Here is a 25,448-nt window from a genome sequence, read left to right as displayed (position 1 = left end):
TATCGGTTCCATTGGGAAGAGAGAAAAACTCTACGATGCCCACCTTCTTAATATTTATTCTTTGCTTGGTAACGCGTGACTTGATGGGCGAACGATTAATCTGCCTTCAAAGCGAGTCTCCTGCGCAGGATTTTCTGAATGCTTAAGTCTCGTTAAGATATTCTGAAATGCACTATAACCAATCTGATGGGTGGGTTGTTGTAGGGTAGTGATCCCGCAGCCCGCAATCGAAGACCAGTTCATTTCATCAAAGCTTGCCAGGCCAATATCTTTACCCCAGACCAACTTCATGGCATGCAGTACTTTAGTGACGAATAACATTAGTGCGCCGTTAGCGGTAATGATGGCGGAAGGCTGCCCCGCGTGACGGGTAACAAATTCAGCGATAGTTTTCTGAAGAAGCTCAGGGTTGTCTAAGGCGACTTCTGCGTGCTCTGCAGTCAGGTCTTGATGAGGTGATACAGCGCTGAGATAGCCCTCTAAACGCTCTTTGCGGGTATTGACCTGTGCGATGGGCTCACTAATAAACAGCAATGAACGATAGTGATTATCGATTAAGTGTTCAGTGATATCGACCGAACCTTGGAAATTGTCTAAACCGACAACATCGTAATCATAGTTACTGACTTTTCGGTCGATAAGCGTAAGGGGGATCGAGGCATGCTGAATACAGTCAAATGCGGTTTCTTGCATATTGGCGGCGTTCACAATAATGCCTTCAACCTGATAACTGCTGAGGAGCTGTAAGTAATGCTGCTCGAGATGAGGCTTATTGTTGGTATTACACATCAGTAGTGTAAAACCGTTATCGCGGCAAGCGGTCTCTACGCCACCCATCACCTCAATCGAATAGGGATTGGTGATGTCCGCGATGAGAAGGCCAATTAACTTGGTACGACCGTGTTTCAGGCTTCTCGCCATTTGGCTAGGACTGTAATTCAGGTCGCTAATGGCTTGTTTTATACGATGTTTTAAATCATCTGAAAGCAATTGATGCTCACCATTAAGGTAGCGCGATACGCTCGTTTTACCGGTTTTAGCCGCTTTAGCAACATCACTTATTGTTGCTCTTGTTGACTTGGTGTTCATCAAATCTCCCAATGCATTATAATTATTTATTAAATATACCAAGGCTTAAGCAATATTGCGCCCTAAATTATGTATTATCAAAGGCTATCATTTGTCTCTGAATATTTAAAACAGTTCACTTGATGATCAATAATAAGTCCACAAGCTTGCATGTAAGCATGGCAAATAATAGGGCCTATAAATTTAAAACCTCTTTTTTTCAATGATTTATATAAAAATATTGATTGTGGGCTACTTACTGGTGCTAGATGATAATCATCATAGGCTTGAACAATTGGTTGGTGAGCGACGCTCTGCCAAATAAAGTTTACAAAATCTTCACCTTCCGCTTCCATCGCCAATAATGCCTGTGCATTATTAATGATTGAGCGAATTTTTAATTTATTGCGGATCAACTCCGGTGACTGCAGCAAAGTATTCATCTCCTCTGAACTGATCTGGGCCACCTTTCCCGGTTCGAAGTGATAGAAAGCCCGTCGATAGGCTTCACGTTTTTTTAAAACGGTGATCCATGATAGCCCAGCTTGCTGTCCCTCTAAACAGAGCATCTCAAAAAGACGTTGCCGATTAAAACACGGCACACCCCATTCGTGATCATGATAAGCAAGGTAATCAGGATCATTTGTGACCCATCCACAGCGAGGTTTGCTCATAGATTACTCCTGTTTATTTATTAATCAGCATGAAAAGCACAGCTTTGCGCGATCAGTCGCAGCAAAGTTGATACACTATAGCGGTTAGGCAGCGCTTGTGCTCTGCATGAAGTTAGCATACAAAAAATACTGAGGTTCGAGTTATCACATGTCGGTAAAGATTTTATCTCAATCAATCATAGGATTAGAACAGTTCTGCCAAGCTCCGGCTAAGGCTATTGAGCGTGCCGATCAGCAAACGGTGGCCGTGTTCGATAATAACCAACCTATTTTCTATGGCTTATCGCCAGCTCGCCTCAATCAGTTATTAATGGCTGAAGCTCAGTTACAAAATCAAAACACTATTGCACTCGAAGCAGACTTTTTTGATGAACCCGCGACAGTGGTCAAAGCCCCCGCTGGAAAGTTCGCGTTATATGCCGGATGGCAGCCCGATAGCGACTTTTTACGCCAAGCTGCACTGTGGGGCATCGCCTTGCACGAACCGGTCACGGTAGAAGAACTTGCCGCGTTCATTGCCTACTGGCAGGCAGAAGGACGTATTTTTCATCAAGTACAATGGCAGCAGAAATTAGCGCGACATTTACAAGTTAGTCGTGGCGCTCCGCACTTGACGCCTAAACGTGATATCACGCAAGTGGCAGAGCCGGACTACCATATTCCCAATGGATTTAGAGGTGAATAATGAAAACACCTGAAAATTTATTTGTTAGGCTTAAGAAATTCATGCCCGATGGCATTACTCCTAAATTTACTGAAGGTAAAGAGCTTCTTGCGTGGAACCAAGAGCAGGGCCGCTTACGTTCTGAAGCGATTGTTCGTGAGAACAGGGCGATGAAAATGCAACGCATTATGGGCCGCTCTGGAATAAGAGAACTCCATTTGAACTGTTCATTCGATAATTATCGAGTGGAAAGCGAAGGGCAGCGAAAAGCCTTGGTAGCGGCGCGAGAATACGCCGACCAATTTGGGCAGAGTATCGCTAGCTTTGTCTTTTCGGGGCGCCCAGGAACGGGTAAGAATCATTTGGCGGCGGCGATTGGTAATAGCCTGATACTGCAAGGTAAAAGCGTATTAATTATGACCGTGGCTGACGTGATGTCGACCATGAAGGGGACATTCAGTGGCGGTAGTACAATGACCGAAGAGCGCTTACTGCATGATCTAAGTACCGTTGATCTCCTTGTGATTGATGAAATCGGTATGCAAACGGAATCTCGCTACGAGAAGGTCATTATTAACCAAATTGTTGACCGTCGCTCTTCATCTAAACGACCTACCGGCATGCTTTCCAATTTAAATCATGAAGGAATGAATGCCTTATTGGGCGAGCGGGTAATGGATCGCATGAGACTGGGCAATAGCTTATGGGTAAGATTTGATTGGGAAAGCTATCGCGATCGCGTGATGGGTAATGAGTACTAATAGAAAACTGACCGTATAGGAGAAGATATGCCGCATGTAGACATTAAAAGTTTTCCTCGTGAATTTACTGATGAGGAAAAACAAGCGCTGGCAGACGAGATTACAGAGGTAATCGTTAGACGTTTCGCCTCAAAAACAGAATCAGTGAGCGTTTCTTTGCAACATGTCACACCCGACGCATGGCGTGAAACGGTCTATGAGCCTGAAATTATGGGTCAAGAAGAATACCTGATTAAGAAACCGGGTTATTCTATGTAAGGATTCAACCGGTAGGTCGTTATTCAAAAAATGGCCTATCGCATCACCCAAAGAGGTGATACCTGTCTACGCTTAGCTGACGCGGCGTGTTTTGTTATGAGATTTATTTGGAATATGAGTATGTCTGACTCTTTAGAGCGTAAACCGATACCCTTACCTGGGGGACATAATAAAGTTCTGCTTCACTCTTGTTGTGCGCCTTGTTCAGGGGAAGTGATGGAGGCAATGTTAGCCTCGGGGATTGAATACACCATATTTTTCTATAACCCGAATATCCATCCTCTTAAAGAGTACGAGTTACGTAAAGAAGAGAATATTCGTTTCGCAGAGAAATTTGGAATCCCCTTTATTGATGCCGACTATGATCGAGATAATTGGTTCGAACGAGCGAAAGGCATGGAGTGGGAGCCTGAGCGTGGTGAACGCTGTACTATGTGTTTCGATATGCGTTTTGAACGAACGGCGCTTTATGCACACGAAAATGGCTTTCCGGTGATAACCTCTTGTTTAGGTATCTCTCGTTGGAAAAACATGGAGCAGATCAACGACTGTGGCGTAAGAGCGGCTTCGAAGTACCCTGATATGATGTATTGGGAGTTTAATTGGCGCAAAGGCGGCGGCTCTAAGCGGATGATCGATATTAGTAAGCGCGAGCGCTTTTACCAGCAAGAATATTGTGGATGCATCTATTCACTGCGCGACACTAACCGTCATCGTGTGGCGACTGGCCGTGAGCGTATCCAGATTGGTGTGCAGTATTATGAAGCAGACAGCAAAGAGTAAAACCGCACCCTAAAAAACCGCCCTGAACGGGCGGTTTTTGATGATTAGGCGGTCAGAATTTTCTTTTCAGCAAGATCTAAAGCAAAATAAGAGAGGATGGTATCCGCTCCTGCTCTTTTAATCGCCCCTAAGCTTTCCAACACCACATTGGTTTCGTCAATCGCGCCAGCTTGTGCCGCAAACTTAATCATCGCGTATTCGCCACTGACTTGATAGGCCGCGAGTGGCAGATCACTACGCTCACGGATATCGCGAATAATATCGAGATACGCACCTGCTGGTTTCACCATCAGTACATCAGCACCCTCGGCTTCATCGAGCAGTGACTCGCGGATCGCTTCACGACGGTTCATCGGGTTCATCTGATACGTTTTACGATCGCCTTTCAATGCGGTTCCCGCCGCTTCGCGGAAAGGGCCATAGAATGCCGAGGCAAATTTGGTTGAATAAGCCATGATTGGCGTATGGTGAAATCCTGCTTGATCCAGGGCTTGGCGAATCGCTTTTACCTGTCCATCCATTGCAGCGGAAGGCGCGATAAAATCAGCACCAGCCCGTGCTGCCGCAACTGCTTGTTTGCCGAGGTTCACTAAAGTGTGGTCATTATGCACTTCACCGTTAGCGCACAATACTCCGCAGTGCCCGTGTGAGGTGTATTCGCAAAAACACGTGTCAGACATCACAATCATCTCAGGAACCGTATCTTTACAGATACGAGACATTCTTGAAACGAGTCCATTCTCCGCCCACGCATCACTGCCGGTCTCATCAAGATGATGAGAGATCCCGAATGTCATCACAGAGCGAATACCCGCTTTAGCAATACGTTCAATTTCATACGCTAGGCGCTTTTCGGGAATACGCATAACTCCTGGCATAGCATTGATTGGCTGATAATCCTCTGCGCCTTCCTCAACAAAAATCGGTAGGATCAGGTCATTCAGGCTTAGCGATTGTTCTTTAAACAGTTCGCGCATCGATGCGGTTTTACGGAGTCTTCTTGGGCGGTTGGGGAGAATAAATTCAGACATGGACGCTCTCGTACAGATTGTGGAAAGTAAAAGCTTACGCCTTTAAGGGGGGGAGAACATGGCTTTGTGTGCCAAAAAACCCCCTTTCGGGGGCTTTTTACTTACTCTTTAATATCCGGATGTTGGTCAACCAAACGACTACGTTTTTGCTCCAGTCGTTGGATCTCTTCATCGATATCATCAATTTTTTGACCGATATTGTCGTGATGCTCTTGCAAAATCTCACGTGCTTCATCTAAATCAGATGCCGCAGGTGTGGCACCACTCAGCGGTTTGTTTGCCGTCTCTTTCATGCAAATACCCGTAATCAGTCCAATAATTGCAACGACCATCAGATAATAAGCGGGCATGAAAAGATTATTTGATGCTTCAACCAACCACGCGATAATGGTCGGTGTCAGACCAGCGATCAAAATGGAGATGTTGAATGCACTGGCTAACGCGCTGTAACGGATATTAGTCGGGAACATTGCCGGTAAGGACGATGCCATAACCCCTGTAAAACAGTTTAACACCACTGCCAAAATCAGTAGGCCAGCAAAAATCAAACCGAGTACATTACTGGTGATCAACATAAACGCTGGAATAGCCGTGAAGAACAGGGCAATACTGCCGATGATGACAAACGGGCGACGTCCGAATCGGTCACTGAGCATTCCCATGACTGGCTGGATAAATAGCATACCAATCATAATGGCGATGATAATTAACACACCGTGATCTTCTGAGTAATGAAGATTGTGCGAAAGATAGCTCGGCATGTAAGTCAGTAACATGTAGTAAGTAACATTAGTGGCGATCACTAATCCGATACAAGCTAGCAGACTTTTCCAGTGTTTGGTCGCAATATCTTTGAAAGAGACTTTAGGACCATTTTGTAGGCCTTCGCGATCGCCTTGCTCTAATTTATCAACGTGTTGTTGGAATGCAGGGGTTTCTTCTAAGGCGTGACGCAGGTAAAGCCCGACAATACCTAAAGGCAATGCTAAGAAGAACGGTAGACGCCAGCCCCACTCCATAAAGCGTGCTTCGCCGATGATAGTGGAAATAAGAACGACTACCCCAGCACCTAGCACGAATCCAACAATTGAACCGAAATCGAGCCAGCTGCCCATAAAGCCACGCTTACGGTCAGGGGAGTATTCCGCTACAAAGATTGAGGCGCCAGTATATTCCCCCCCCACGGAGAACCCTTGAGCCATTTTTGCAATCAGAAGTAGGATCGGAGCCCAAATGCCGATAGAAGCATAAGAAGGGATAAGTCCGATACAGAAGGTACTGATCGACATAATCACAATTGTGACAGACAGTATTTTTTGGCGGCCGTATTTGTCGCCGAGCATACCAAAAAAGAGTCCACCCAGAGGACGAATTAAGAAGGGAACGGAGAAGGTTGCTAACGCAGCAATCATCTGAATACCAGGCGTGGCGGAGGGGAAAAAGATTTTACCCAGAGCATAGGCGACAAACCCGTAAACCCCAAAGTCGAACCACTCCATTGCATTTCCTAATGAAGCAGCAGTGATTGCTTTACGTAAACGAGCATCGTCTATGATAGTAACGTCATCAATGCCGATGGGTTTAATACGCTTCCTACGTAATTTCATAAATTTACCTATAATGTGACGGAAGTTTGCTAAGCAGTCGTTCAAAGATTGGTAACAAAATTATATGAGATTTTTTGAATTTCAACCAAAGTCTCTTCAATAATTATCAGCGTAATTGTACCAATAAGCGGCTAAGTATACTGTATATCTGCGAGCGAAGTCACATTCAGAACGTTTTTTGACCAAAACCCAGCAACTGGCAGATACGAGGCTTAGCGGAAAGAGAAGTTAGAAGAGAGCGATGAGATAGGCCGTTACTTGAAATAACGGCCTCAATTGCATTAACGAATAACGATGGACTGAACGATCTCTGAGGCGATACTTTGCGATTGAGATTGGTTATCGGCAGGCAGAGAAATCTGTATGGTAATAAGCTGATTGTTCAGTTTAGCAAGAACGACGGTAGACCAATTGCTATGGTTGTTTGTGGACACGACGCTGTCCAATTTTTGACCCGGAGTATCGCCAAGAGTAATAGGCTTATCCGCAACAACTTGCAGTTGGGGGTCACGGTGCCGTTGTTGATCTTGTAGCTTCTGAGAAAGTTCTGGCAGAGTTAGCGCCGTTTCATCACCAATAATAACAATCACTGCTTGTTGGCCATTATTATTTGCGTAGACATGCATATTGTTTGATTCGGTACCGAGTTTACCGGTTTGATCGCTCATTTCTTGTGGCAGGCTAAAGGTCAGTTTGCCGTCGAGTAACGAGATATTCTGATGCTGACTTTGTGAGGCACTTTGGTCCTGGTGCTGAGCGTGTGGATCATCTTTCTTTTGATCGCAGGCAGCAAGACCGAGTACGACTAAAATGATACCCAAGTAGTGTGTAATATGTCGCATAGTAATCCCTTCCTTACAATTTAAGTCGTTATCAAAGCGGAAATAGTACGGTATTGCAAACAGTATTGTGTTGCACATTTCGTCTTAACGCGGTTATCCCTTATCCGTACTCAGAGAGTAAAAGCGTGTATCGCCAAGCATGCGCTTAATAAGGGTATTTAACAGTAGACCATAAATTGGAATAAAAAAGATAAGACAGATCAAAACCTTATAACTGTAGTCAACCAGAGCGATTTCTTGCCAGTGGGCAGCCATAAAAGGGTCGCTGCTGTGCAAGAACGCAATCGAGAAAAAGGCGAACGTATCGCTGAGGTTCCCAAAAAACATCGCGGTCACTGGGGCGAGCCACCACTGTTTCGCCTTTCTCAAGCGATTAAAAACAGTGATGTCTAATAGCTGCCCCAATACATAAGCAACAAAGCTTGCCATAGCAATCCGAATCACGACGGTGTTAAGACCAATTAGGGCTTGCCAACCTTGCCAAGAGGCTTGGTAGAAGAGGCTGGATATAATAAATGAAAGCAGTAACGCAGGAAGCATCGCCGAAAAAATAATTTTCCGCGCTAAGTGTGCGCCGAAAATTCTTACGGTGAGATCAGTCGCGAGAAAGATAAAAGGAAAGCTAAATGCCCCCCAAGTCGTGGTAAACCCAAACACACTCACCGGGAGTTGGACCAAGTAATTACTGGAGGTAATGATAATAAGGTGAAAAATAGCTAAGGGTAATAACAGCTTTTTGCGCTGTTTATCGGTGAAACTATTCATTTTTGACCTTTTTAGTGGAATGGGGTGAGGGAACCCATTGTGTAAAATATAGTACGGTCTCTAATCAGATGGGCTGCATCTTACTGAGATACGCGGATTATGCAAGGAACTCTTACCCGCGATTGCGTTATGCGGCTTGTGCGGCAGAAATTGTCTGTGGCGTTCAGGCGGAGTACACTGCGATATTTTCCCCCCCAAGAGAAGTGTTATGAATAGCCCGTCAGACCATTACGATCAATTATTGGACACCTGTGGTTTACGTTGCCCAGAGCCAGTCATGCTGGTGAGAAAAACGGTTCGCAGTATGCAGGATGGTGAAGTCGTAAAAATAATTGCCGACGATCCGGCAACGAAGCGTGATATTCCAGGGTTTTGTGAATTTATGGAGCATACGTTATTGACTGCCCAATCTACGGAAATGCCTTACGTTTTTTATGTTAAGAAAGGGTGTTAAGTCGTTTTTTTTTGTGGCCATGTATCTCTCATTTGAGTTGGTGTGTCTCATTTCTTTCCTTCCTTTGGGTTCAGGCTCTATCCATGATGAGGATCAGGAGTAGTGTTTCTCAAGATTAAGTAAACAGACTACGTTTAACTCATTTGAGTACGAAAACTCACTGTCCAGTTGATTACCCATTAATCGATAGTGGCGGCATGGTTAAAGTTACTACTCATTAGCAGTCGCGGTGACTCATTTCTATATCACGAGTGAGATAAGATTATATTCTACTTAAGCAGTAAAAAACGGCGTTTTTCTTTATATTACGGCGTAAATATAACTTTTTTATTTTTTTATCTATTAAATAAGAGTTAGACATATTGAATTGTCTGGTGTTCAGTATAAAGTGACACAGCAACCTAAGACCGTTGCTATTTAATTTCACATATTAAATAAATTTTCTAAAGCTTATTTTTAAAATTAAGGACTCAATATATGAAAGAAATTTCATTAGTAGAGATGTCTACAGTCTCTGGTGCCGGTGGTCTGATCGATGGTGATTATAACGGCGCATTCTGGGGGTCTATACTCGGTGCGATTGATGGATTTGGTACTGGAGCTGCAGTCGGTGGTAAGTATGGTGGTGCGGGTGGTTGGTTAATCGGCGGCATTGCCCAATTAGTGGGGCTCACGGCCTCAGCCGTTGGGGCCGGTATTGGCGGTTTTCTTTATGGTGGTATTGTGGGTTACGACGTAGCTAAACCTTATATTGCTTCCTACCGTGAAATGTAATTAAGTTAATAAAAACTAAAAGAGAGCTTACACTCTCTTTTAGTTTTTTTATTTTTTTGGAAAATGTTTTTTTTGCCAAGAAAGTAATTCGAAAACCCCGAATACAAATAATTTAATCTCTTCTTTTCTTGTCATCTTGGGACCATTAGCGGTTTGCGTGGCTTTCAATAAAACGACTTGTAGTCCGTGCATGACAACCATAAATATCAATGCGACATCGATAAAATATTTCAAGGGTTTCGTGGCAGGATGTACGAGGTTAAGTAATAGTACCCCCCAAATAAATACCATGACTACTCGACCAAAGTTAATCAACATTACGAATATCCTTCATCATTGACGATGGTAGAGACGATAACATACCTGGCCTGCAACTTTCTCTCTATGCAGTGCCCAGTTTGCTGGCACAGTCGGCGTACCCTGTTCCACTTCATTCTCAGTATAAATCACGGCATCTTCCGCTAACCACTGATGCGCCTCAAGCAGTTGTATCGTGTGTTCCAAAAGCCCACGGCGAAAGGGGGGATCGATAAAAACAATGTTAAACGGCGTATCTGGCCGTGATTGAGTAAGAAATTGTAAGGTATCCGCACGGTGTAGGGTAAGCTGAGGAGCATTCAATACGTCAATATTTTTTTGGAGCTGACGAGCCACATGCGCCTCTTTCTCAATCAGAGTGACTTGCGCCGCATAGCGAGAAGCTGCCTCAATCCCTAGTGCCCCGCTGCCTGCATAGCAATCTAGACAGTGTGCTTGGGGTAGCCAAGGCGCTAGCCAATTGAAAAGGGTTTCCCGTACACGATCGGTAGTCGGTCTTAGCCCTTCACTATCGAGGACTGATAATTTACGGCCACGCCACTGACCCCCAATGATCCGTATCTGACCGATTTTTCCTGCCGATTTGCTCATAGTTTATACTTACGATGTTTTATGACTGAATTTTACTGCGGTCCGTCCAATAAACGCCGAAACGAAACGGTGATGCAGTATGGGTTAAATGGTAGAATAAAGGATTATCTCATTAGTGTCGCAGTATGACAGTAGTTAATTACTGACTGATACAAATAATTTTTAGTGGCTACTGTTCCAGCGGATTGTTCTGGACGGCCTTAGCAAGGAGTATTGTCTAACAATGGCAAAAGAAAAAAAACGTGGCTTTTTTTCCTGGTTAGGTTTCGGCAAAGACGAAGAAAAACAGCCTGCTAAGGACGAGACTCAGCCACTAGAGTCGAAAAATAGCAGCACGCCTAGCGAAAGTGTGCAGAGTGAGGCACAACACGAAAATGTTACGCCGACAGCACTGGAACAGGAGTATGCCGTCCAGCATGCTGAATCGTCCACGCCCGAGGCGTTCACCGAGCATGCTGATGAACAACCGGTTGTTGACAACTTATCAGTGGAGAAGTCTCCTCTCCCTACAGAGCCAGAGCCAGAGCCAGAGCCAGAGCCAGAGCCAGAGCCAGAGCCAGAGCCAGAGCCAGAGCCAGAGCCAGAGCCAGAGCCAGAGCCAGAGCCAGAGCCAGAGCCAGAGCCAGAGCCAGAGCCAGAGCCAGAGCCAGAGCCAGAGCCAGAGCCAGAGCTTTCAGCTAACGTCCCTGAACCTCTCCAAGATATTGAAGAGATTGATAATAGTGACGTACTCGGTACTGCCACACCTGAACCTCAGAATAGTCTGGAAGATGCCACCGATTTAGCCCCAATCGTGCCCCCTAAAGAGCAAGAGCGGCCGTCTAAAGAAGGTTTTTTCGCGCGTCTTAAGCGTAGTTTGGTTAAAACGCGGCAGAACTTAGGGAGCGGCTTCGTTGGCCTGTTCCGCGGTAAAAAGATTGACGATGAGCTATTCGAAGAGCTTGAAGAACAATTACTTATCGCTGATGTGGGGATGGATACTACCCAAAAAATTATTCGCTCCTTAACTACCCAAGCGAACCGCAAACAGCTTAAAGATGCTGAAGCGCTGTATGGCATACTCAAAGACGAAATGGCTGCAATCTTACACAAAGTTGAACAACCATTGTCTGTTGAAGGGAAAAATCCATTTGTTATTCTAATGGTTGGTGTCAATGGCGTCGGAAAGACCACTACCATTGGTAAGCTGGCTAAACAATATCAGTCTGAGGGCAAGTCAGTCATGTTAGCGGCGGGAGATACCTTCCGTGCAGCGGCGGTCGAGCAGCTACAAGTATGGGGTGAGCGTAATAATATTCCTGTTATTGCTCAACATACTGGTGCTGATTCCGCTTCGGTAATATTTGATGCCATTCAGGCGGCAAAATCCCGTGGCGTAGATATACTGATTGCTGACACCGCTGGACGTTTGCAGAATAAATCGCACTTAATGGAAGAGCTTAAGAAGATCACCCGAGTGATGGGCCGTTTAGATGAAGACGCGCCGCATGAAGTGATGCTGACGCTCGATGCCAGTACCGGGCAAAATGCCATTAGCCAGGCTAAATTATTTAATGAGGCAGTGGGGCTGACGGGGATAAGTTTGACGAAACTCGATGGTACGGCGAAAGGCGGCGTGATTTTTAGTATTGCTGACCAATTTGGTATTCCAATTCGCTACATTGGTGTAGGCGAAGGGATTGATGACTTACGGCCATTCCAGGCTGAAGATTTTATAGAGGCGCTATTCGCCCGAGAGGAATAATGGAATGATTCGCTTTGATGAGGTCAGTAAAGCTTATTTAGGAGGGCGTCAGGCCCTTCAGGGCGTGGATTTTCATTTACGCCAAGGAGAAATGGCATTCCTCACCGGACATTCAGGTGCGGGCAAAAGTACATTACTGAAGCTGATCTGTGGCATTGAACGGCCAAGTGCCGGACAAATATGGTTTAGTGGGCACAACATCACCCGTCTTAAAAACAGTGAAATCCCGTTCTTGCGTCGTCAAATAGGGATGATCTTTCAGGATCACCACCTGCTCATGGATCGGACGGTGTACGACAATATCGCTATTCCACTTATCATTTCTGGAGCCAGTGAAGAAGATATTCGACGTAGAGTCTCCGCAGCCCTCGATAAAGTTGGGTTATTAGATAAGGCGAGAAACTATCCGATTCAACTCTCTGGTGGTGAACAACAACGTGTTGGTATTGCTCGTGCGGTAGTCAATAAACCAGCATTGCTGCTAGCGGATGAACCAACGGGTAACCTAGATCATGCGCTATCAGAAGATATCTTGCGTCTATTCGAAGAATTTAACCGGGTAGGCGTGACGGTATTGATGGCGACGCATGATATTTCACTTATCGCACGACGTAACTATAACGTGATGAATCTTAACCAAGGCCGGTTATACAGGGGCGGGGAATGAAAGCGGTTAATAAGTTAAATAAGCGCCTGAAAAAACCGGGAGCACCCAAACAAAAGAAAGTGTCTAAGCAGCGGGCATTGCGTGGGGGTTGGCAAGAGCAGTTACATTATGCTTGGCGCGGGATGCTGGCGGATATGCTACGTCAGCCCTTGGCAACACTATTAACTGTCACCGTGATTGCTATTTCGTTAACGTTACCCAGCGTCTGTTATATCGTATGGAAAAACGTCGACCAAGCGGCCAAGCAATGGTATCCAGCTCCTCAGCTTACCGTTTATCTCTCCAAAACACTTGACGATAATGCTGCAGAGAACGTGACCCAGCAACTCAAGCAATTGGAAGGCGTGCAGCACGTTGACTATCTCTCTCGTGAAGAAAGTTTAAGTGAGTTTCGGAATTGGTCGGGGTTTGGTGGGGCGATGGATATGCTAGAGCAGAATCCACTGCCTGCAGTTGCCGTGGTCGCGCCTAAGCTCGATTTTCAGAATGCTGACACGATGAATACGCTGCGTGATCGTATTACCAAAATGAACGGTATCGACGAAGTACGCATGGATGACAGTTGGTTTGCTCGGCTCTCTGCATTGACTGGATTAGCAGGACATGTCGCTTTAATGATCGGTATGCTGATGGTCGTTGCTGTCTTCTTGGTTATCGGTAATAGTGTGAGATTAAGTATTTTCTCTCGCCGCGATACGATAAATGTTCAAAAACTGATTGGTGCTACCGACGGTTTTATCTTAAGACCTTTTGTATACGGTGGGGCAATGCTCGGCCTTAGCGGCGCATTCCTTTCACTCATTTTCTCTGAGATCCTAGTATTCCGTTTAGAGTCGGTAGTATCGCATGTCGCATCGGTCTTTAGCGCCTCATTTGATCTTTCAGGCTTCTCTTGGGATGAAGCGCTGTTACTGTTATTGGTTTCAGCGATGATAGGCTGGTTAGCCGCATGGTTAGCGACTGTACAGCATTTACGTCGTTTTACACCGGATTAACGCACAGAAATATTTTTTGTTATACTATTCTTTGTTATCAGGCCGACTTTGTTGGCATTACAGGGATGAACGCTAGAATAAATTATTCACAATAACAATGAACCTGTGGATAAGTTTATGTTCTAATCCTATAGCACCAGTTGTTTAGGGTGATAAACCAACGCTAGCGTTAGGGTATAAGTCTGTTTAAGGACGAGCAGCATAATTAATTGAGAGGGTTTGAATGACCAACGAAATGCAAGCTTTAGCTATTGCTCCTTTAGGTAATCTGGATGCTTACGTCCGAGCTGCCAACGGCTGTCCGATGCTGTCGGCCGAAGAGGAAAAAGCATTAGCAGAACGGCTGCATTACCAGTCTGATCTGGATGCAGCAAAAAAGCTGATCCTGTCACATCTGCGGTTTGTGGTTCACATTGCTCGTAACTATTCTGGTTATGGTCTGCCTCAGGCTGATCTTATCCAGGAAGGTAACATTGGTTTAATGAAAGCCGTACGTCGCTTCAATCCAGAGGTTGGTGTAAGGCTAGTGTCCTTCGCAGTGCACTGGATCAAGGCGGAAATCCACGAATACGTGTTACGTAACTGGCGTATTGTTAAAGTTGCGACCACCAAAGCACAACGCAAGTTATTCTTTAACTTACGTAAAACCAAACAACGTCTCGGTTGGTTCAACCAAGACGAAGTTGAAATGGTTGCACGCGAGTTAGGGGTAAGTAGCAAGGATGTGCGTGAGATGGAATCTCGGATGGCCGCTCAGGATATGACGTTCGACCTCACTTCTGATGACGATAACGCAGAAGGTAAGTCGCAGGCACCAGTACTATATCTTCAAGACAAAACCTCTGACTTTGCGGACGGTATTGAGGAAGATAACTGGGATTCGCACGCAGCCGATAAACTGAGTGATGCGATGATGACGCTTGATGAGCGTAGCCAAAATATCATTCGTGCTCGCTGGTTGGACGACGATAACAAGATCACCCTACAAGAGTTAGCTGATCAATATGGCGTTTCGGCAGAACGTGTCCGCCAACTTGAAAAAAATGCGATGAAAAAGCTACGAGTTGCTATCGAAGCGTAGTGATATAACGTCGCGATCGAAAGGAGATGCTTAGTCATCTCCTTTTTTATGCGCTGAAAACCTTGCTGTCATAAAACTGCCTTTAATCTGCCCTATTTCTGTCACGCTTCACTGTCATGGTTATGACCAATATTTGTCAGCATTTACTGAATTAAGTCAATCAAACCGGCATTGACTCTCGGTATACGTCCAGAACATATCAAGGTTGAATCCTTAACAGAGCATGGAGACGGGATGATCATCGAGGTCGATGCGGTAGAAATGCTCGGTGCTGATAATATCATTCATGGTAAAATTGGAGCGCAACCGTTGGTTATTCGTGCTGCGCAATTGAACTGCCCAAAAGTAGGCGAACTGATAAGGGTGACGCTACCGGCCCAGGACTTACAGTATTTTGATATCACCTCAGGACAGCGTTTAGATGATTAATGAAAATTGGCCCTACCCAAGAATTGTCGCTCATCGGGGCGGAGGCAACTTAGCGCCAGAGAATACCTTAGCCGCCATTGACTGCGGATATCATTATGGCCATACCATGATTGAATTCGACGCTAAACTTTCGGCTGATCAGCAGGTCTTTTTACTAGACGATGATACGCTCACCCGCACTAGTCACTCTCGAGGGGTGGCAGGCGATATGACGTGGGAGACCTTACGACAGGTGGATGCAGGCTCATGGTTTTCTGAGCAGTTTGTAGGAGAAGGGCTGGCACACCTTGCTGATGTCGCTAAACGTTGTCAGCAGTATGGGCTGTTAGCCAATATCGAAATTAAACCGACAACGGGGTTGGAATCCGTTACCGGTACGTTGGTCGCCCGCGCAGCGGCGGAATATTGGCGAGAGATGACCAAGCCGCTACTTTCTTCATTCTCTTACGAAGCACTATTTGCCGCACAGCAGGAACAGCCAGATCTTCCGCGCGGCTATTTGATGCATGAATGGCAGGATGATTGGCTGAGCACCACCCAACAACTTGAGTGTGTTTCCCTACATCTTAATTATCGGCTATTAACCCCTGCACGCATTTATCAAATTAAGCAGGCGGGGTTGCGTATTCTTGCCTATACCGTCAACGACCCGCGTAAGGTTCGCGAATTACTCGACTATGGGGTGGATACGATTTGTACCGATTGTATCGATCAAATCGGCCCACAGTTTCCGAATTAGGGCTGTTCGCTTTGGACTTTGCGTAACATCTTCTGTTGGTGAAGCTGATTTTCCTGCTGTAGCCGTTGAGCACTATTCTGTTGTTCTAAATGAAGTTGTTGTGAATGTAGCTGTTGCTGAGTGGACATCTGGTTTTGCAAGCGCTGCTGTGATGCTGAGGGTGACAGCGGCGATGGGCTAGAAAGATTGGTAGCGAAAGCCGCTGTAGAATTCAGTAACGCCAGCAAGACAATTAATCTTTTCATAAAAAACCTCATTAATTTCCATAATGCTATTGTAAATGATAATGATTGCGATTAACATTCAACTGTTCCGGTGAGACTGACATTCAACGGAACACGACATTGCTCACATTGCTTCCAGTATTTAGCCAGCCGCGTGCTGGCTTTTTTTTCGCCGTCGTTCACAAATTTTGAATAGAGCGGTGAAGTTTTTCAGCTATTCTTTTACTCAGTATCTCTTCAAACTATAGAAAAAATTGAGGAGGTTTCCATGATTTATATCCGTAAAGCGCAAGAACGTGGCCATGCTCACCATGGCTGGTTGGATAGCTGGCATACATTTTCGTTTGCAGACTACTACGATCCGAATTTTATGGGATTTTCTGCATTGCGCGTGATCAACGAAGATACCATCGCTCCGAGCAAAGGATTTGGGACTCACCCTCATCAAAATATGGAAATTCTTACTTATGTTCTCTCTGGCGTCGTTGAACACCAAGATAGCATGGGGAATAAAGAACAAATTCCAGCAGGAGAATTTCAGATTATGAGTGCGGGCACTGGCGTTCGCCACTCAGAATATAATCCCGACTCTCAACAGGCTCTGCACCTTTATCAAATTTGGATCATGCCTGACCAGCAAAATATTACCCCTCGTTATGAGCAACGTAAATTTGCTGACCAATCAGGCCGTCAATTCATCCTGACACCTGATGCGAGAGAAAACTCGTTAAAAGTGTATCAGGACATGACCTTATCACGTTGGGTACTGGCAGATGGAGAAGCAGGGAGCATGGATATTGATCCTGCTCGTAAGACTTGGGTCCAAGTGGTCAAAGGCCAGGTGTCGGTTAACGAACAACGACTTGAGGCGAGTGATGCGGCAGCCGTGTGGGATGAAAAGAGTCTCACCTTCTCTGCAGACCAGCCCACGGAACTCTTAATTTTTGATTTACCACCAGTGTAAAAAAGTAATGGGTAATGTGAGACGGCTTCCAGATAGCCGTCTCTTTTTTTTGGCTAGTGTAAAATAGTGTTACTATTAAATTACTCTTACTGCCTACCCAATTGAGCGCAATGAAGAAAAAAAGGCCCATATTGCAAGACGTTGCTGATCGCGTTGGAGTCACCAAAATGACGGTCAGTCGTTATCTACGTAATCCACAACAAGTATCCGCTCCGCTTGGCGAAAGGATTGCTATTGCGCTGGATGAGCTCGGTTATATTCCTAACCGCGTACCCGATATGCTATCCAATGCGACAAGCCGAGCGATTGGTATATTGCTTCCTTCTTTAACTAACCACGTGTTTGCCGACGTGCTACAAGGTATAGAGTCCGTAACCGATAAAGCCGGTTATCAAACATTAGTTGCCCACTTTGGCTATCATGCCGAGAAAGAAGAACGTCAACTTCGCTCGTTGCTAGGGTGGAATGTTGACGGGGTGATTTTAACGGAGCGCCAACATACCCCCGGTACATTGCGTATGCTGGAGGTAGCGGGTATTCCTGTCGTTGAGATTATGGACTCATCCTCACCTTATTTAGATATGGCGGTAGGGTTTAATAACGTTGCGGCGGCCCGTCAAATGACCGAAAGCATGATTGCTCAAGGCCATCGGCACCTCGTCTATCTTGGCGCTCGCCTTGACGAACGAACATTACAGAAAAAAGCCGGTTATATTGAGGCCATGGAGCAGGCAGGATTAGCGCCACGTACGGTGATGAGCGAGCAGCCTTCTTCATTTAGTACAGGGGGCGAACTGTTAAAATTGGCCCAGCAACGTTATCCAGACGTTGACGGGATATTTTGTACCAATGATGACCTTGCGATTGGTGCGATGTTTGAGTGCCAGCGACAAGGAATCTCTGTCCCCGATCAAATGGCGATTGCGGGGTTTCATGGTCACGACATTACAGAAAATGTCTCTCCAACGTTAGCGACGGTGGTGACACCTCGGAAAAAAATGGGCAAAATCGCCGCAGAAATGTTACTGGCCCGTCTAGCTGGAAAGGGGTGTGAGTCATCCTGCATTGATTTAGGTTTTTCACTTAGAAAGGGCGGCAGTATTTAATCATTTTTATGATTGAGTTCACATTTTAAGCCTTTTACTAACGAATAGATTGCGCTTCAACCGACAAGCTATAACAATAGTTATTAAATTGTTATCGGTAACATTGTGAATGACTAAGGTTGGAGCAGTTATGACAGAAGCCTCTTCTCAGCATTATGTGTTTGTCCTGATGGGTGTCTCAGGTAGCGGAAAATCAGTTGTTGCTAATCAAGTCTCACAAAAGCTGCAAACTGCTTTTCTAGACGGTGATTTCTTACACCCTCGTTCTAATATTCTAAAAATGGCAGAAGGTCAGCCACTGAATGATCAAGACCGAGCCCCTTGGCTACAGGCCATTAACGATGCTGCGTTTGCCATGCAGCGCACGCAAAAGGTGTCCATCATCGTCTGCTCATCCTTAAAGAAAAGTTATCGAGATATTCTGCGTGACGGTATCAAAAATCTTAAGTTTATCTATTTAAAGGGTGACTTCGAGACCATTGAACAGCGCCTTAAAGTACGTAAAGGTCACTTCTTTAAAACAAACATGTTAGTGACTCAATTCGATACCTTGGAAGAACCTAATGGTTCAGAATCTGATGTTTTAGTCGTTGATATTAGCCATTCACTCGATGATGTCATTGCTGAGACAGTTGAAACGATTAAAAACAATATCCAATAAGGTTGATTCATGAGCACGGCAACACTCGTTTTAACGGCAGCAGGCTCTGTCATTCTGCTTCTATTTTTAGTCATGAAAGCGCGGATGCATGCTTTTGTCGCGTTAATGCTCGTTTCTGTCGGTGCCGGTATTTTTTCAGGGATGCCACTGGATAAAATTACTGACACCATGCAAAAAGGGATGGGAGGTACTCTAGGCTTCCTGGCCGTAGTGGTCGCACTCGGCGCGATGTTCGGTAAGATTTTGCATGAAACCGGCGCAGTTGACCAAATAGCGATACGGATGTTGAAAACCTTTGGTGAAAAGCGTTCCCACTTTGCAATGGGGGCAGCAGGCTTCATCTGCGCATTACCCTTATTTTTTGAAGTAGCGATCGTATTATTAATCAGTATTGCTTTTGCGGTCGCGCGTCGTACTCAAGACAATATGGTGAAGCTGGTAATCCCTTTGTTTGCGGGTGTTGCCGCGGCAGCGGCATTCGTGTTGCCAGGACCTGCGCCGATGCTACTCGCTTCGCAGATGCATGCGGATTTTGGCTGGATGATCTTACTAGGCCTCTGTGCAGCCATTCCTGGAATGCTTATCGCGGGTCCTCTCTTCGGTAACTTTATTGCGAAACGCGTACAATTTGCTTCTCCAGCAGCGGATAGCTTTCCTGAAGTCGCGAAAGATAAATTGCCCTCTTTTGGATTCAGTTTATCACTGATCCTTTTCCCGTTAATTTTGGTTGGTTTAAAAACGATTGCGGCTAATTTTATCGATAAGGGAAGCCGCCTCTACGAATGCTTTGAATTTATTGGCCATCCTTTTATCGCGATTCTTATTGCCGTATTAATCACTATCTATGGTTTGGCTTATCGTCAAGGAATGGATAAGTCTCGAGTAATGGCAATTTGTGGTGAAGCGTTACAACCTGCAGGAATTATTTTACTGGTTATCGGTGCGGGAGGCGTTTTCAAACAAGTCCTAGTCGATTCAGGTGTCGGTCCAGCGTTGGGTCACTCCTTAATAGGCTTAGGGCTACCCGTCGCACTCTCTTGTTTCATTCTGGCCGGCGTGGTCCGTATTATTCAAGGTTCGGCGACGGTAGCATGTCTGACCGCTGTGGGACTGATCATGCCCGTGATTGAACCGTTGCATTACAGTGGCGCTCAGCTGGCGGCGCTTTCAATTTGTATCGGGGGAGGGTCAATTATTGTCAGTCACGTCAATGATGCGGGCTTCTGGTTATATGGACGTTTTACGGGGGCGACTGAGGTAGAAACCCTCAAAACCTGGACAATGATGGAAACTATCCTCGGCGTCACGGGGGGGATTATTGGTATGATCGCCTTTGAATTACTGTCCTAATAAAAAAAAGGGTCGACATATCGACCCTTTTTTTACTAGAGTTTTAAATAGGCTCGAATCCCATCTAAAAACATCTGTGTTGCAATCATTATTAGAATCAGTCCCATCAATCGCTCAAGTGCATTCACGCCTTTTGACCCCAACAGCCTTAGAAATAGCCCTGACATCATTAGAATTGCAGCAGTAATCCCCCATGCGATGGATAGCGCGATGATTAACATCCCCATATCGCCAGGATACTGATGTGACATCAGCATTAAGGTTGCGAGTAGCGAAGGACCGGCTAATAGGGGGATGGCCAAAGGAACTAAGAAAGGCTCTTCACCGGCCGGCAAACCCGAAGTCGTAGACTCCGGCGAAGGAAATATCATTTTTATCGCGATCAAAAATAAAATAATCCCACCCGAGATGGAGACCGTTTCCGCCCGTAAATTCAAGAAGGCCAACATTTTTTCGCCGGTGAATAAAAAGAGTAGCATTATCACCAGGGCAATCAGCAGCTCACGAATAATGATCACCCGTCTACGCTTAGGATCAATATGCTTTAACACCGACATAAAAATCGGTAGGTTACCTAGCGGGTCCATAATCAAAACCAGCAATACTGCGGCAGAAAAAAGTTCAGTCATGACTTATCGTCGTCCTTCCAGGCGGCGAGTATTAGCCAAATGATAAATTAATCGAGCAATATCGATTTTTTTCACTTGCTAGTACCTCCAGTTTTTGTAGAGTTTGATAGTATCATTCCCATCGGTGGGAGTGCAGACATATCCGATTATCGGTATGCAGCATATTTATCATTACAGCAGGCACATCATGAAAAATGTAGGGTTTATCGGGTGGCGTGGCATGGTGGGTTCCGTGCTAATGTCGCGTATGAATGAAGAAAATGACTTCTCTGTCATTAATCCAGTCTTTTTTTCGACTTCACAGCACGGCCAGCCAGCGCCTGTCTTTGCCGGGCACAGCCAAGGGACCTTACAGGACGCGTATGATATTGATGCATTAGCGAGCCTCGATATTATAGTTACCTGCCAAGGTGGGGATTACACCAGCGACGTTTATCCACGTTTACGTCAAGCGGGATGGCAAGGCTATTGGATTGATGCAGCCTCAACGCTTCGGATGGCGGACGATGCGATCATCATCCTTGATCCGGTAAACCAAAAAGTCATTACCGATGGGATCAATCGTGGCGTCAAAACCTTTGTGGGTGGAAACTGTACCGTCAGTTTAATGTTGATGTCATTGGGTGGACTGTTCTCACAAAATCTCGTTGAATGGGCTTCTGTGGCCACCTATCAGGCTGCATCGGGCGGCGGTGCGCGTCATATGCGTGAGTTACTGACGCAAATGGGTATGCTCCATGATCACGTGGCAACGTCATTACAGGATCCCGCCTCGGCTATCTTAGATATAGAACGCAGTGTCACCGATTTTACCCGCTCGGGCACCTTACCAACGGATAACTTTGGCGTACCGCTGGCGGGAAGCCTTATTCCGTGGATTGATAAGCAATTACCGAGTGGCCAAAGTAAAGAAGAGTGGAAAGGGCAAGCCGAAACTAACAAGATTTTGGCGACCCAGCAGATTATCCCGGTTGATGGATTATGTGTGCGAGTGGGAGCATTACGCTGCCACAGCCAAGCTTTCACGCTTAAATTGAAGCAAGATATTCCGTTGGCTGATATTGAGCAAATGCTTGGGGCACATAACCCTTGGGTTAAAGTCATCCCTAACGATCGTGAGCTGACAATGCGCGAACTGACACCTGCTGCGGTGACAGGTACCCTTACGACACCCGTCGGGCGCCTTCGTAAATTAAATATGGGGCCTGAATATCTGTCAGCCTTCACCGTAGGTGATCAGCTGCTGTGGGGCGCTGCAGAGCCGCTAAGAAGAATGTTACGTCAACTGGTAGGCTAATAAAAAAACCGGGCTAGCCCGGTTTTTTTATATCGAACAGATTGTTAGGCGACGGATGAAGAGAGATGCTGTGCTAACCAACGGGACACATCCTCTTGTTGCTCCGGTGAAAGCCACATACCTTGTTTTGTTCTACGCCATAGAGCGTCTTCAGCCGTACATACCCATTCGTTATCGACGAGATAACGAAGCTCTCGTTCGTAAAAATCGTGACCGAAGTGATGACCCAGTTGTTCAATGTTGGTGATACCTTCAAGTAGCTTATCCGTATCGCTGCCGTAGGTACGTGCATAGTGACGAGACATTTCTGTACTGATAAAAGGATAGCGCTTGCGAAGGTTTTGCGTAAACGCTTCACGGGTCCCCGTAAAGTGGCCACCTGGCAATACACACTCTTTGGTCCACGCTGGCCCAATATTGGGATAGTATTTCGCTAACTTCTCTAAAGCATGCTCAGCCAATTTACGGTAAGTCGTCAGCTTTCCACCAAATACTGAGAGTAGTGGGGCACTGCCTTGCTCGTCATGCACATCCAAGGTGTAGTCACGCGTTATCGCTTGAGGCGAATCTGATTCGTCATCACATAATGGACGTACGCCAGAATAGCTCCAGATAATATCTTCGGTACTTAATTGGCGTTTAAAGTATTGGTTATATACTTTGAGCAGATACGCGGTTTCTTTCTCATCGATCTTAACGGCCAGTGGATCACCTTTATATTCCACATCGGTCGTGCCGATGATTGAGAATTCATCCATCCACGGAATGATAAAAACAATACGGTTATCTTCGTTCTGAAGGATATAAGCTTGCTTCTCGTCGTGGACTTTAGGCACAACGATATGGCTTCCTTTAATGAGTCGGATACCATAAGGCGATTTGATCGCTAATTGATTATCGAAGATATCTTTAACCCATGGTCCTGCCGCATTGACTAGGCCTTTTGCTTGCCAACGTAACACCTCGCCGGTATCAACATTTTCAGCCTCAACCTGCCACAAACCCTTTTCACGCCATGCACGGGTTACCTTTGTGCGGGTACGGACTTCGCCACCTTTTTCGACCATCTCTTGGGCATTGACGACGACCATACGCGCATCATCGACCCAGCAATCCGAGTATTCGAAGCCTTTCGTAATATCGGGTTTCAGCGCTGATTGTGTGCCAAATTTTAGACTTTTACTGGCGGGTAAGCTTGTACGTTTACCCAAGTGGTCATACATAAATAAGCCAACACGGATCATCCACGCGGGACGAAGATGGGGCTGATGGGGTAGGCGGAAGCGCATAGGGAAGGCGAGTTGAGGGGCCATTTTTAATAACACCTCGCGTTCCGCTAACGCTTCACTCACTAAGCGGAACTCGTAATGCTCTAAGTAGCGTAAGCCACCGTGAATAAGTTTCGAACTTGCAGAGGAGGTTGCGCAGGCAAAGTCTTTTGCTTCGAGCAGCAATACAGATAATCCGCGGCCCGCTGCATCGACCGCGATGCCAGCCCCATTAATACCGCCTCCGATCACAATCAGGTCTTTGGTTTCCACGTGCACTCCTCGCTTATTGGCTGTCAATAATGTTCGTTTTCGAAAATATAGTAATCGAAACCAAACATATTTGCCAATATTTAACCGTAAAAAAACATATTAGCGTGATAGAAATAACATTTAAGGTGGGCGTAGGCGGAATAGCGTCGTGGAAAGGGTTAACCGAGACGAAATTAGAGGTACAATATAATTAGAGGTACAATATAAGGAACCTGCAATAATTTTGAGAACAGTTATGGATACTTACGAATGCATTGATGTACTGGCCGCAGAAAAATACTTACAAGAAGGGGCGCGTCTGGTTGATATTCGTGATCCGCAAAGTTTTGAAAAAGCCCATATTCGCGGAGCATTTCATCTTACGAACGGTTCGTTGAATCAGTTTGTCGAAGACAGTGACTATGACCAACCGGTGCTGGTGCTCTGTTATCACGGCAATAGCAGCAAAGGTGCGGCACAATATTTGATTAACCAAGGATTTGACCAAGTTTATAGTGTGGATGGCGGGTTTGATGCATGGTATGCACGTTTCCCGGATCAAGTGATTAAAGAGATTTAATCCCATTATACTAGGTATTGAGGACGATATGCTTCGAGTCACCGAATTTACAAACCCGCGTATGGCCTATGCTTTTGTTGATTACATGGCTACGCAAGGTATTAAATTACATATAGAACAGCAGCAGAATTACGTCTTATTCCTCGACGACGAGCAAAAACTGGATGACGTTAACGCTGCATTACAGCAATTTATTCGCGACCCTTCCAACCCGCGTTACCTTGCCGCAAGTTGGCAGAGTGGTCGAGCAGGTACTCGGCTTGGCTATCCTAAAGCAGAATTATGGCGAAATATTAAAGATCGCGCGGGGCCGCTGACGCTGACAGTCATGGCTTTAGTCGTCATTACCTACTTATTACTGATGTTTATTGGAGAACAGCCTATTTTCTACTGGCTGAGCTGGCCTGCCAATAATGAGCAAGGGCTTCAAGTTTGGCGCTGGATCAGCCACATATTTATCCATTTCAGCCTACTACAAATTATGTTTAATTTGATGTGGTGGTGGTACTTAGGAGGCGTGATTGAGAAGCGTTTGGGTAGCGGTAAGTTGTTTGTGATTACGGTTATCTCAGCGTTATTGTCCGGTTGGATGCAAGCTAAGTTCAGCGGTATTTGGTTTGGTGGCCTCTCTGGAGTCGTTTATGCCTTAATGGGGTACAGCTGGTTAAGGGGTGAACGTGACCCTGACAGTGGCATCTATCTAGAACGTGGTCTGATCGTATTTGCTCTGCTGTGGTTAGTGGCGGGTTACTACGGGGTCTTTGGTAACCCAATGAGTAATATGGCCTATATTGTTGGACTCGTCATTGGGCTGGCGATGGCTTTTGTCGATAGCCAAGTGGCGCTGAAAAAGCGTAAGTGAAGGACGTTTA

Annotated in this window: 30 protein-coding genes; 19 read left to right on the top strand and 11 right to left on the bottom strand. The window is 45.7% G+C overall.

Annotation, left to right across the window (positions count from 1 at the left end; translation table 11 throughout):
* Window positions 1-54 precede the first annotated feature (54 nt).
* Entirely contained in the window at window positions 55-1,089 is a 1,035-nt protein-coding gene (locus BMX14_RS12405; protein WP_092677254.1) for a LacI family DNA-binding transcriptional regulator, read from the bottom strand.
* A gap of 77 nt (window positions 1,090-1,166) precedes the next feature.
* The gene (locus BMX14_RS12400; RefSeq protein ID WP_092677252.1) at window positions 1,167-1,742 is read right to left on the bottom strand and encodes a DNA-3-methyladenine glycosylase I; all 576 of its coding nucleotides are present in this window, start codon (window positions 1,740-1,742) and stop codon (window positions 1,167-1,169) included.
* Between the two features lie 148 nt (window positions 1,743-1,890).
* Here BMX14_RS12400 and dnaT point away from each other — a divergent pair, with 148 nt between their 5' ends.
* From dnaT to BMX14_RS12380, 4 genes are all read left to right on the top strand, one after another.
* On the top strand, window positions 1,891-2,427 hold the full coding sequence (gene dnaT, locus BMX14_RS12395) for a primosomal protein DnaT (RefSeq protein ID WP_092677250.1): 537 nt from the start codon (window positions 1,891-1,893) through the stop codon (window positions 2,425-2,427).
* Window positions 2,427-3,167, top strand: coding sequence for a DNA replication protein DnaC (gene dnaC, locus BMX14_RS12390; protein ID WP_092677248.1), 741 nt, complete (start codon window positions 2,427-2,429; stop codon window positions 3,165-3,167). Before dnaT ends, dnaC begins: the two co-directional genes overlap by 1 nt.
* A 27-nt stretch (window positions 3,168-3,194) precedes the next feature.
* Window positions 3,195-3,425: a tautomerase PptA gene (pptA, locus tag BMX14_RS12385; protein ID WP_092677246.1), complete on the top strand. Its 231-nt coding sequence runs from the start codon at window positions 3,195-3,197 to the stop codon at window positions 3,423-3,425.
* Between the two features lie 120 nt (window positions 3,426-3,545).
* Window positions 3,546-4,208, top strand: a complete 663-nt coding sequence (locus BMX14_RS12380; protein ID WP_048911157.1) for an epoxyqueuosine reductase QueH — start codon at window positions 3,546-3,548, stop codon at window positions 4,206-4,208.
* 44 nt (window positions 4,209-4,252) lie between these two features.
* Here the strand turns inward: BMX14_RS12380 and hemB are convergent, their stop codons facing one another.
* The 4 genes from hemB to BMX14_RS12360 all read right to left on the bottom strand — a co-directional run bounded on the left by hemB (window position 4,253) and on the right by BMX14_RS12360 (window position 8,453).
* Window positions 4,253-5,239, bottom strand: a complete 987-nt coding sequence (gene hemB, locus BMX14_RS12375) for a porphobilinogen synthase (RefSeq protein ID WP_092677244.1) — start codon at window positions 5,237-5,239, stop codon at window positions 4,253-4,255.
* Between the two features lie 101 nt (window positions 5,240-5,340).
* On the bottom strand, window positions 5,341-6,846 hold the full coding sequence (gene proP, locus BMX14_RS12370; protein ID WP_092677242.1) for a glycine betaine/L-proline transporter ProP: 1,506 nt from the start codon (window positions 6,844-6,846) through the stop codon (window positions 5,341-5,343).
* A gap of 281 nt (window positions 6,847-7,127) precedes the next feature.
* A complete protein-coding gene (locus BMX14_RS12365) occupies window positions 7,128-7,688 on the bottom strand; it encodes a DcrB family lipoprotein (protein WP_092677240.1) in 561 nt (186 codons plus the stop codon).
* A gap of 93 nt (window positions 7,689-7,781) precedes the next feature.
* Window positions 7,782-8,453 carry a 7-cyano-7-deazaguanine/7-aminomethyl-7-deazaguanine transporter gene (locus BMX14_RS12360; protein WP_092677238.1) on the bottom strand — a complete coding sequence of 224 codons (672 nt, stop codon included), beginning with the start codon at window positions 8,451-8,453 and terminating at the stop codon, window positions 7,782-7,784.
* A gap of 208 nt (window positions 8,454-8,661) precedes the next feature.
* Here BMX14_RS12360 and tusA point away from each other — a divergent pair, with 208 nt between their 5' ends.
* Window positions 8,662-8,907, top strand: coding sequence for a sulfurtransferase TusA (gene tusA, locus BMX14_RS12355; protein ID WP_092677236.1), 246 nt, complete (start codon window positions 8,662-8,664; stop codon window positions 8,905-8,907).
* A 477-nt stretch (window positions 8,908-9,384) separates the two neighbouring features.
* Window positions 9,385-9,681, top strand: coding sequence for a DUF5862 family protein (locus BMX14_RS12350; protein WP_092677234.1), 297 nt, complete (start codon window positions 9,385-9,387; stop codon window positions 9,679-9,681).
* 48 nt (window positions 9,682-9,729) lie between these two features.
* Here BMX14_RS12350 and BMX14_RS12345 read toward each other — a convergent pair whose 3' ends face one another.
* Window positions 9,730-9,999, bottom strand: a complete 270-nt coding sequence (locus tag BMX14_RS12345; protein WP_092677232.1) for a DUF1145 family protein — start codon at window positions 9,997-9,999, stop codon at window positions 9,730-9,732.
* 15 nt (window positions 10,000-10,014) lie between these two features.
* Window positions 10,015-10,590, bottom strand: a complete 576-nt coding sequence (rsmD, locus tag BMX14_RS12340) for a 16S rRNA (guanine(966)-N(2))-methyltransferase (RefSeq protein ID WP_092677230.1) — start codon at window positions 10,588-10,590, stop codon at window positions 10,015-10,017.
* A gap of 223 nt (window positions 10,591-10,813) precedes the next feature.
* On the opposite strand from rsmD, the gene ftsY reads away from it, so the two are divergent.
* From ftsY to ugpQ, 6 genes are all read left to right on the top strand, one after another.
* Window positions 10,814-12,334, top strand: a complete 1,521-nt coding sequence (gene ftsY / locus BMX14_RS12335) for a signal recognition particle-docking protein FtsY (protein WP_092677228.1) — start codon at window positions 10,814-10,816, stop codon at window positions 12,332-12,334.
* Window positions 12,335-12,338: 4 nt separating this feature from the next.
* Window positions 12,339-13,001 carry a cell division ATP-binding protein FtsE gene (gene ftsE / locus BMX14_RS12330; protein WP_092677226.1) on the top strand — a complete coding sequence of 221 codons (663 nt, stop codon included), beginning with the start codon at window positions 12,339-12,341 and terminating at the stop codon, window positions 12,999-13,001.
* The gene (ftsX, locus tag BMX14_RS12325) at window positions 12,998-13,996 is read left to right on the top strand and encodes a permease-like cell division protein FtsX (protein ID WP_092677224.1); all 999 of its coding nucleotides are present in this window, start codon (window positions 12,998-13,000) and stop codon (window positions 13,994-13,996) included. The genes ftsE and ftsX overlap by 4 nt, the downstream gene beginning before the upstream one ends.
* Window positions 13,997-14,219: 223 nt before the next feature.
* A complete protein-coding gene (gene rpoH / locus BMX14_RS12320) occupies window positions 14,220-15,077 on the top strand; it encodes an RNA polymerase sigma factor RpoH (RefSeq protein WP_048911294.1) in 858 nt (285 codons plus the stop codon).
* A gap of 171 nt (window positions 15,078-15,248) precedes the next feature.
* Window positions 15,249-15,506, top strand: a complete 258-nt coding sequence (locus BMX14_RS12315) for a TOBE domain-containing protein (protein ID WP_177173144.1) — start codon at window positions 15,249-15,251, stop codon at window positions 15,504-15,506.
* Window positions 15,499-16,245, top strand: coding sequence for a glycerophosphodiester phosphodiesterase (gene ugpQ / locus BMX14_RS12310; protein ID WP_092677220.1), 747 nt, complete (start codon window positions 15,499-15,501; stop codon window positions 16,243-16,245). The genes BMX14_RS12315 and ugpQ overlap by 8 nt, the downstream gene beginning before the upstream one ends.
* Here ugpQ and BMX14_RS12305 read toward each other — a convergent pair.
* Complete coding sequence (locus tag BMX14_RS12305) at window positions 16,242-16,490, bottom strand: hypothetical protein (protein WP_092677218.1); 249 nt, start codon at window positions 16,488-16,490, stop codon at window positions 16,242-16,244. The genes ugpQ and BMX14_RS12305 overlap by 4 nt on opposite strands.
* A 247-nt stretch (window positions 16,491-16,737) precedes the next feature.
* On the opposite strand from BMX14_RS12305, the gene BMX14_RS12300 reads away from it, so the two are divergent.
* The 4 genes from BMX14_RS12300 to gntU all read left to right on the top strand — a co-directional run bounded on the left by BMX14_RS12300 (window position 16,738) and on the right by gntU (window position 20,550).
* Entirely contained in the window at window positions 16,738-17,433 is a 696-nt protein-coding gene (locus BMX14_RS12300; protein ID WP_092677216.1) for a pirin family protein, read from the top strand.
* 110 nt (window positions 17,434-17,543) lie between these two features.
* Window positions 17,544-18,539 carry a gluconate operon transcriptional repressor GntR gene (gntR, locus tag BMX14_RS12295; protein ID WP_092677214.1) on the top strand — a complete coding sequence of 332 codons (996 nt, stop codon included), beginning with the start codon at window positions 17,544-17,546 and terminating at the stop codon, window positions 18,537-18,539.
* Window positions 18,540-18,669: 130 nt separating this feature from the next.
* Complete coding sequence (gene gntK / locus BMX14_RS12290) at window positions 18,670-19,200, top strand: gluconokinase (RefSeq protein WP_092677212.1); 531 nt, start codon at window positions 18,670-18,672, stop codon at window positions 19,198-19,200.
* Between the two features lie 9 nt (window positions 19,201-19,209).
* Window positions 19,210-20,550 (top strand): gluconate transporter, encoded by a 1,341-nt coding sequence (gntU, locus tag BMX14_RS12285; protein ID WP_092677210.1) that lies wholly within the window; start codon window positions 19,210-19,212, stop codon window positions 20,548-20,550.
* A 35-nt stretch (window positions 20,551-20,585) separates the two neighbouring features.
* Here the strand turns inward: gntU and BMX14_RS12280 are convergent, their stop codons facing one another.
* Window positions 20,586-21,179: a YhgN family NAAT transporter gene (locus BMX14_RS12280; RefSeq protein WP_062812267.1), complete on the bottom strand. Its 594-nt coding sequence runs from the start codon at window positions 21,177-21,179 to the stop codon at window positions 20,586-20,588.
* Window positions 21,180-21,366: 187 nt separating this feature from the next.
* On the opposite strand from BMX14_RS12280, the gene asd reads away from it, so the two are divergent.
* On the top strand, window positions 21,367-22,476 hold the full coding sequence (asd, locus tag BMX14_RS12275; protein WP_092677208.1) for an aspartate-semialdehyde dehydrogenase: 1,110 nt from the start codon (window positions 21,367-21,369) through the stop codon (window positions 22,474-22,476).
* A gap of 44 nt (window positions 22,477-22,520) precedes the next feature.
* On the opposite strand, the gene glpD is transcribed toward asd, so the two are convergent.
* Window positions 22,521-24,017 carry a glycerol-3-phosphate dehydrogenase gene (gene glpD / locus BMX14_RS12270; RefSeq protein WP_092677206.1) on the bottom strand — a complete coding sequence of 499 codons (1,497 nt, stop codon included), beginning with the start codon at window positions 24,015-24,017 and terminating at the stop codon, window positions 22,521-22,523.
* A gap of 235 nt (window positions 24,018-24,252) precedes the next feature.
* Between glpD and glpE the strand changes: the two genes are divergently transcribed.
* Both glpE and glpG read left to right on the top strand, forming a co-directional pair.
* Entirely contained in the window at window positions 24,253-24,576 is a 324-nt protein-coding gene (gene glpE / locus BMX14_RS12265) for a thiosulfate sulfurtransferase GlpE (RefSeq protein WP_092677204.1), read from the top strand.
* A 28-nt stretch (window positions 24,577-24,604) separates the two neighbouring features.
* Entirely contained in the window at window positions 24,605-25,438 is an 834-nt protein-coding gene (gene glpG, locus BMX14_RS12260) for a rhomboid family intramembrane serine protease GlpG (protein WP_092677202.1), read from the top strand.
* Window positions 25,439-25,448: the final 10 nt, after the last annotated feature.

It is taken from the genome of Rosenbergiella nectarea (assembly GCF_900111105.1).
Classification (GTDB): Bacteria; Pseudomonadota; Gammaproteobacteria; order Enterobacterales; family Enterobacteriaceae; genus Rosenbergiella; species Rosenbergiella nectarea.
The sequence above is the reverse complement of the archived record's forward strand: the minus strand, read 5'-3'. Positions and strand labels throughout refer to the sequence as shown.

Coding starts and splice junctions, on each gene's coding strand:
- BMX14_RS12405 (WP_092677254.1), bottom strand. CDS start 1,089: ATGAACACCAAGTCAACAAGAGCAACAATAAGTGATGTTGCTAAAGCG.
- ftsE (WP_092677226.1), top strand. CDS start 12,339: ATGATTCGCTTTGATGAGGTCAGTAAAGCTTATTTAGGAGGGCGTCAG.
- BMX14_RS12380 (WP_048911157.1), top strand. CDS start 3,546: ATGTCTGACTCTTTAGAGCGTAAACCGATACCCTTACCTGGGGGACAT.
- ugpQ (WP_092677220.1), top strand. CDS start 15,499: ATGATTAATGAAAATTGGCCCTACCCAAGAATTGTCGCTCATCGGGGC.
- dnaC (WP_092677248.1), top strand. CDS start 2,427: ATGAAAACACCTGAAAATTTATTTGTTAGGCTTAAGAAATTCATGCCC.
- ftsY (WP_092677228.1), top strand. CDS start 10,814: ATGGCAAAAGAAAAAAAACGTGGCTTTTTTTCCTGGTTAGGTTTCGGC.
- proP (WP_092677242.1), bottom strand. CDS start 6,846: ATGAAATTACGTAGGAAGCGTATTAAACCCATCGGCATTGATGACGTT.
- hemB (WP_092677244.1), bottom strand. CDS start 5,239: ATGTCTGAATTTATTCTCCCCAACCGCCCAAGAAGACTCCGTAAAACC.
- ftsX (WP_092677224.1), top strand. CDS start 12,998: ATGAAAGCGGTTAATAAGTTAAATAAGCGCCTGAAAAAACCGGGAGCA.
- BMX14_RS12345 (WP_092677232.1), bottom strand. CDS start 9,999: ATGTTGATTAACTTTGGTCGAGTAGTCATGGTATTTATTTGGGGGGTA.
- gntR (WP_092677214.1), top strand. CDS start 17,544: ATGAAGAAAAAAAGGCCCATATTGCAAGACGTTGCTGATCGCGTTGGA.
- BMX14_RS12400 (WP_092677252.1), bottom strand. CDS start 1,742: ATGAGCAAACCTCGCTGTGGATGGGTCACAAATGATCCTGATTACCTT.
- gntU (WP_092677210.1), top strand. CDS start 19,210: ATGAGCACGGCAACACTCGTTTTAACGGCAGCAGGCTCTGTCATTCTG.
- rpoH (WP_048911294.1), top strand. CDS start 14,220: ATGACCAACGAAATGCAAGCTTTAGCTATTGCTCCTTTAGGTAATCTG.
- BMX14_RS12360 (WP_092677238.1), bottom strand. CDS start 8,453: ATGAATAGTTTCACCGATAAACAGCGCAAAAAGCTGTTATTACCCTTA.
- BMX14_RS12365 (WP_092677240.1), bottom strand. CDS start 7,688: ATGCGACATATTACACACTACTTGGGTATCATTTTAGTCGTACTCGGT.
- BMX14_RS12300 (WP_092677216.1), top strand. CDS start 16,738: ATGATTTATATCCGTAAAGCGCAAGAACGTGGCCATGCTCACCATGGC.
- glpG (WP_092677202.1), top strand. CDS start 24,605: ATGCTTCGAGTCACCGAATTTACAAACCCGCGTATGGCCTATGCTTTT.
- pptA (WP_092677246.1), top strand. CDS start 3,195: ATGCCGCATGTAGACATTAAAAGTTTTCCTCGTGAATTTACTGATGAG.
- BMX14_RS12350 (WP_092677234.1), top strand. CDS start 9,385: ATGAAAGAAATTTCATTAGTAGAGATGTCTACAGTCTCTGGTGCCGGT.
- gntK (WP_092677212.1), top strand. CDS start 18,670: ATGACAGAAGCCTCTTCTCAGCATTATGTGTTTGTCCTGATGGGTGTC.
- BMX14_RS12280 (WP_062812267.1), bottom strand. CDS start 21,179: ATGACTGAACTTTTTTCTGCCGCAGTATTGCTGGTTTTGATTATGGAC.
- tusA (WP_092677236.1), top strand. CDS start 8,662: ATGAATAGCCCGTCAGACCATTACGATCAATTATTGGACACCTGTGGT.
- glpE (WP_092677204.1), top strand. CDS start 24,253: ATGGATACTTACGAATGCATTGATGTACTGGCCGCAGAAAAATACTTA.
- dnaT (WP_092677250.1), top strand. CDS start 1,891: ATGTCGGTAAAGATTTTATCTCAATCAATCATAGGATTAGAACAGTTC.
- BMX14_RS12305 (WP_092677218.1), bottom strand. CDS start 16,490: ATGAAAAGATTAATTGTCTTGCTGGCGTTACTGAATTCTACAGCGGCT.
- asd (WP_092677208.1), top strand. CDS start 21,367: ATGAAAAATGTAGGGTTTATCGGGTGGCGTGGCATGGTGGGTTCCGTG.
- rsmD (WP_092677230.1), bottom strand. CDS start 10,590: ATGAGCAAATCGGCAGGAAAAATCGGTCAGATACGGATCATTGGGGGT.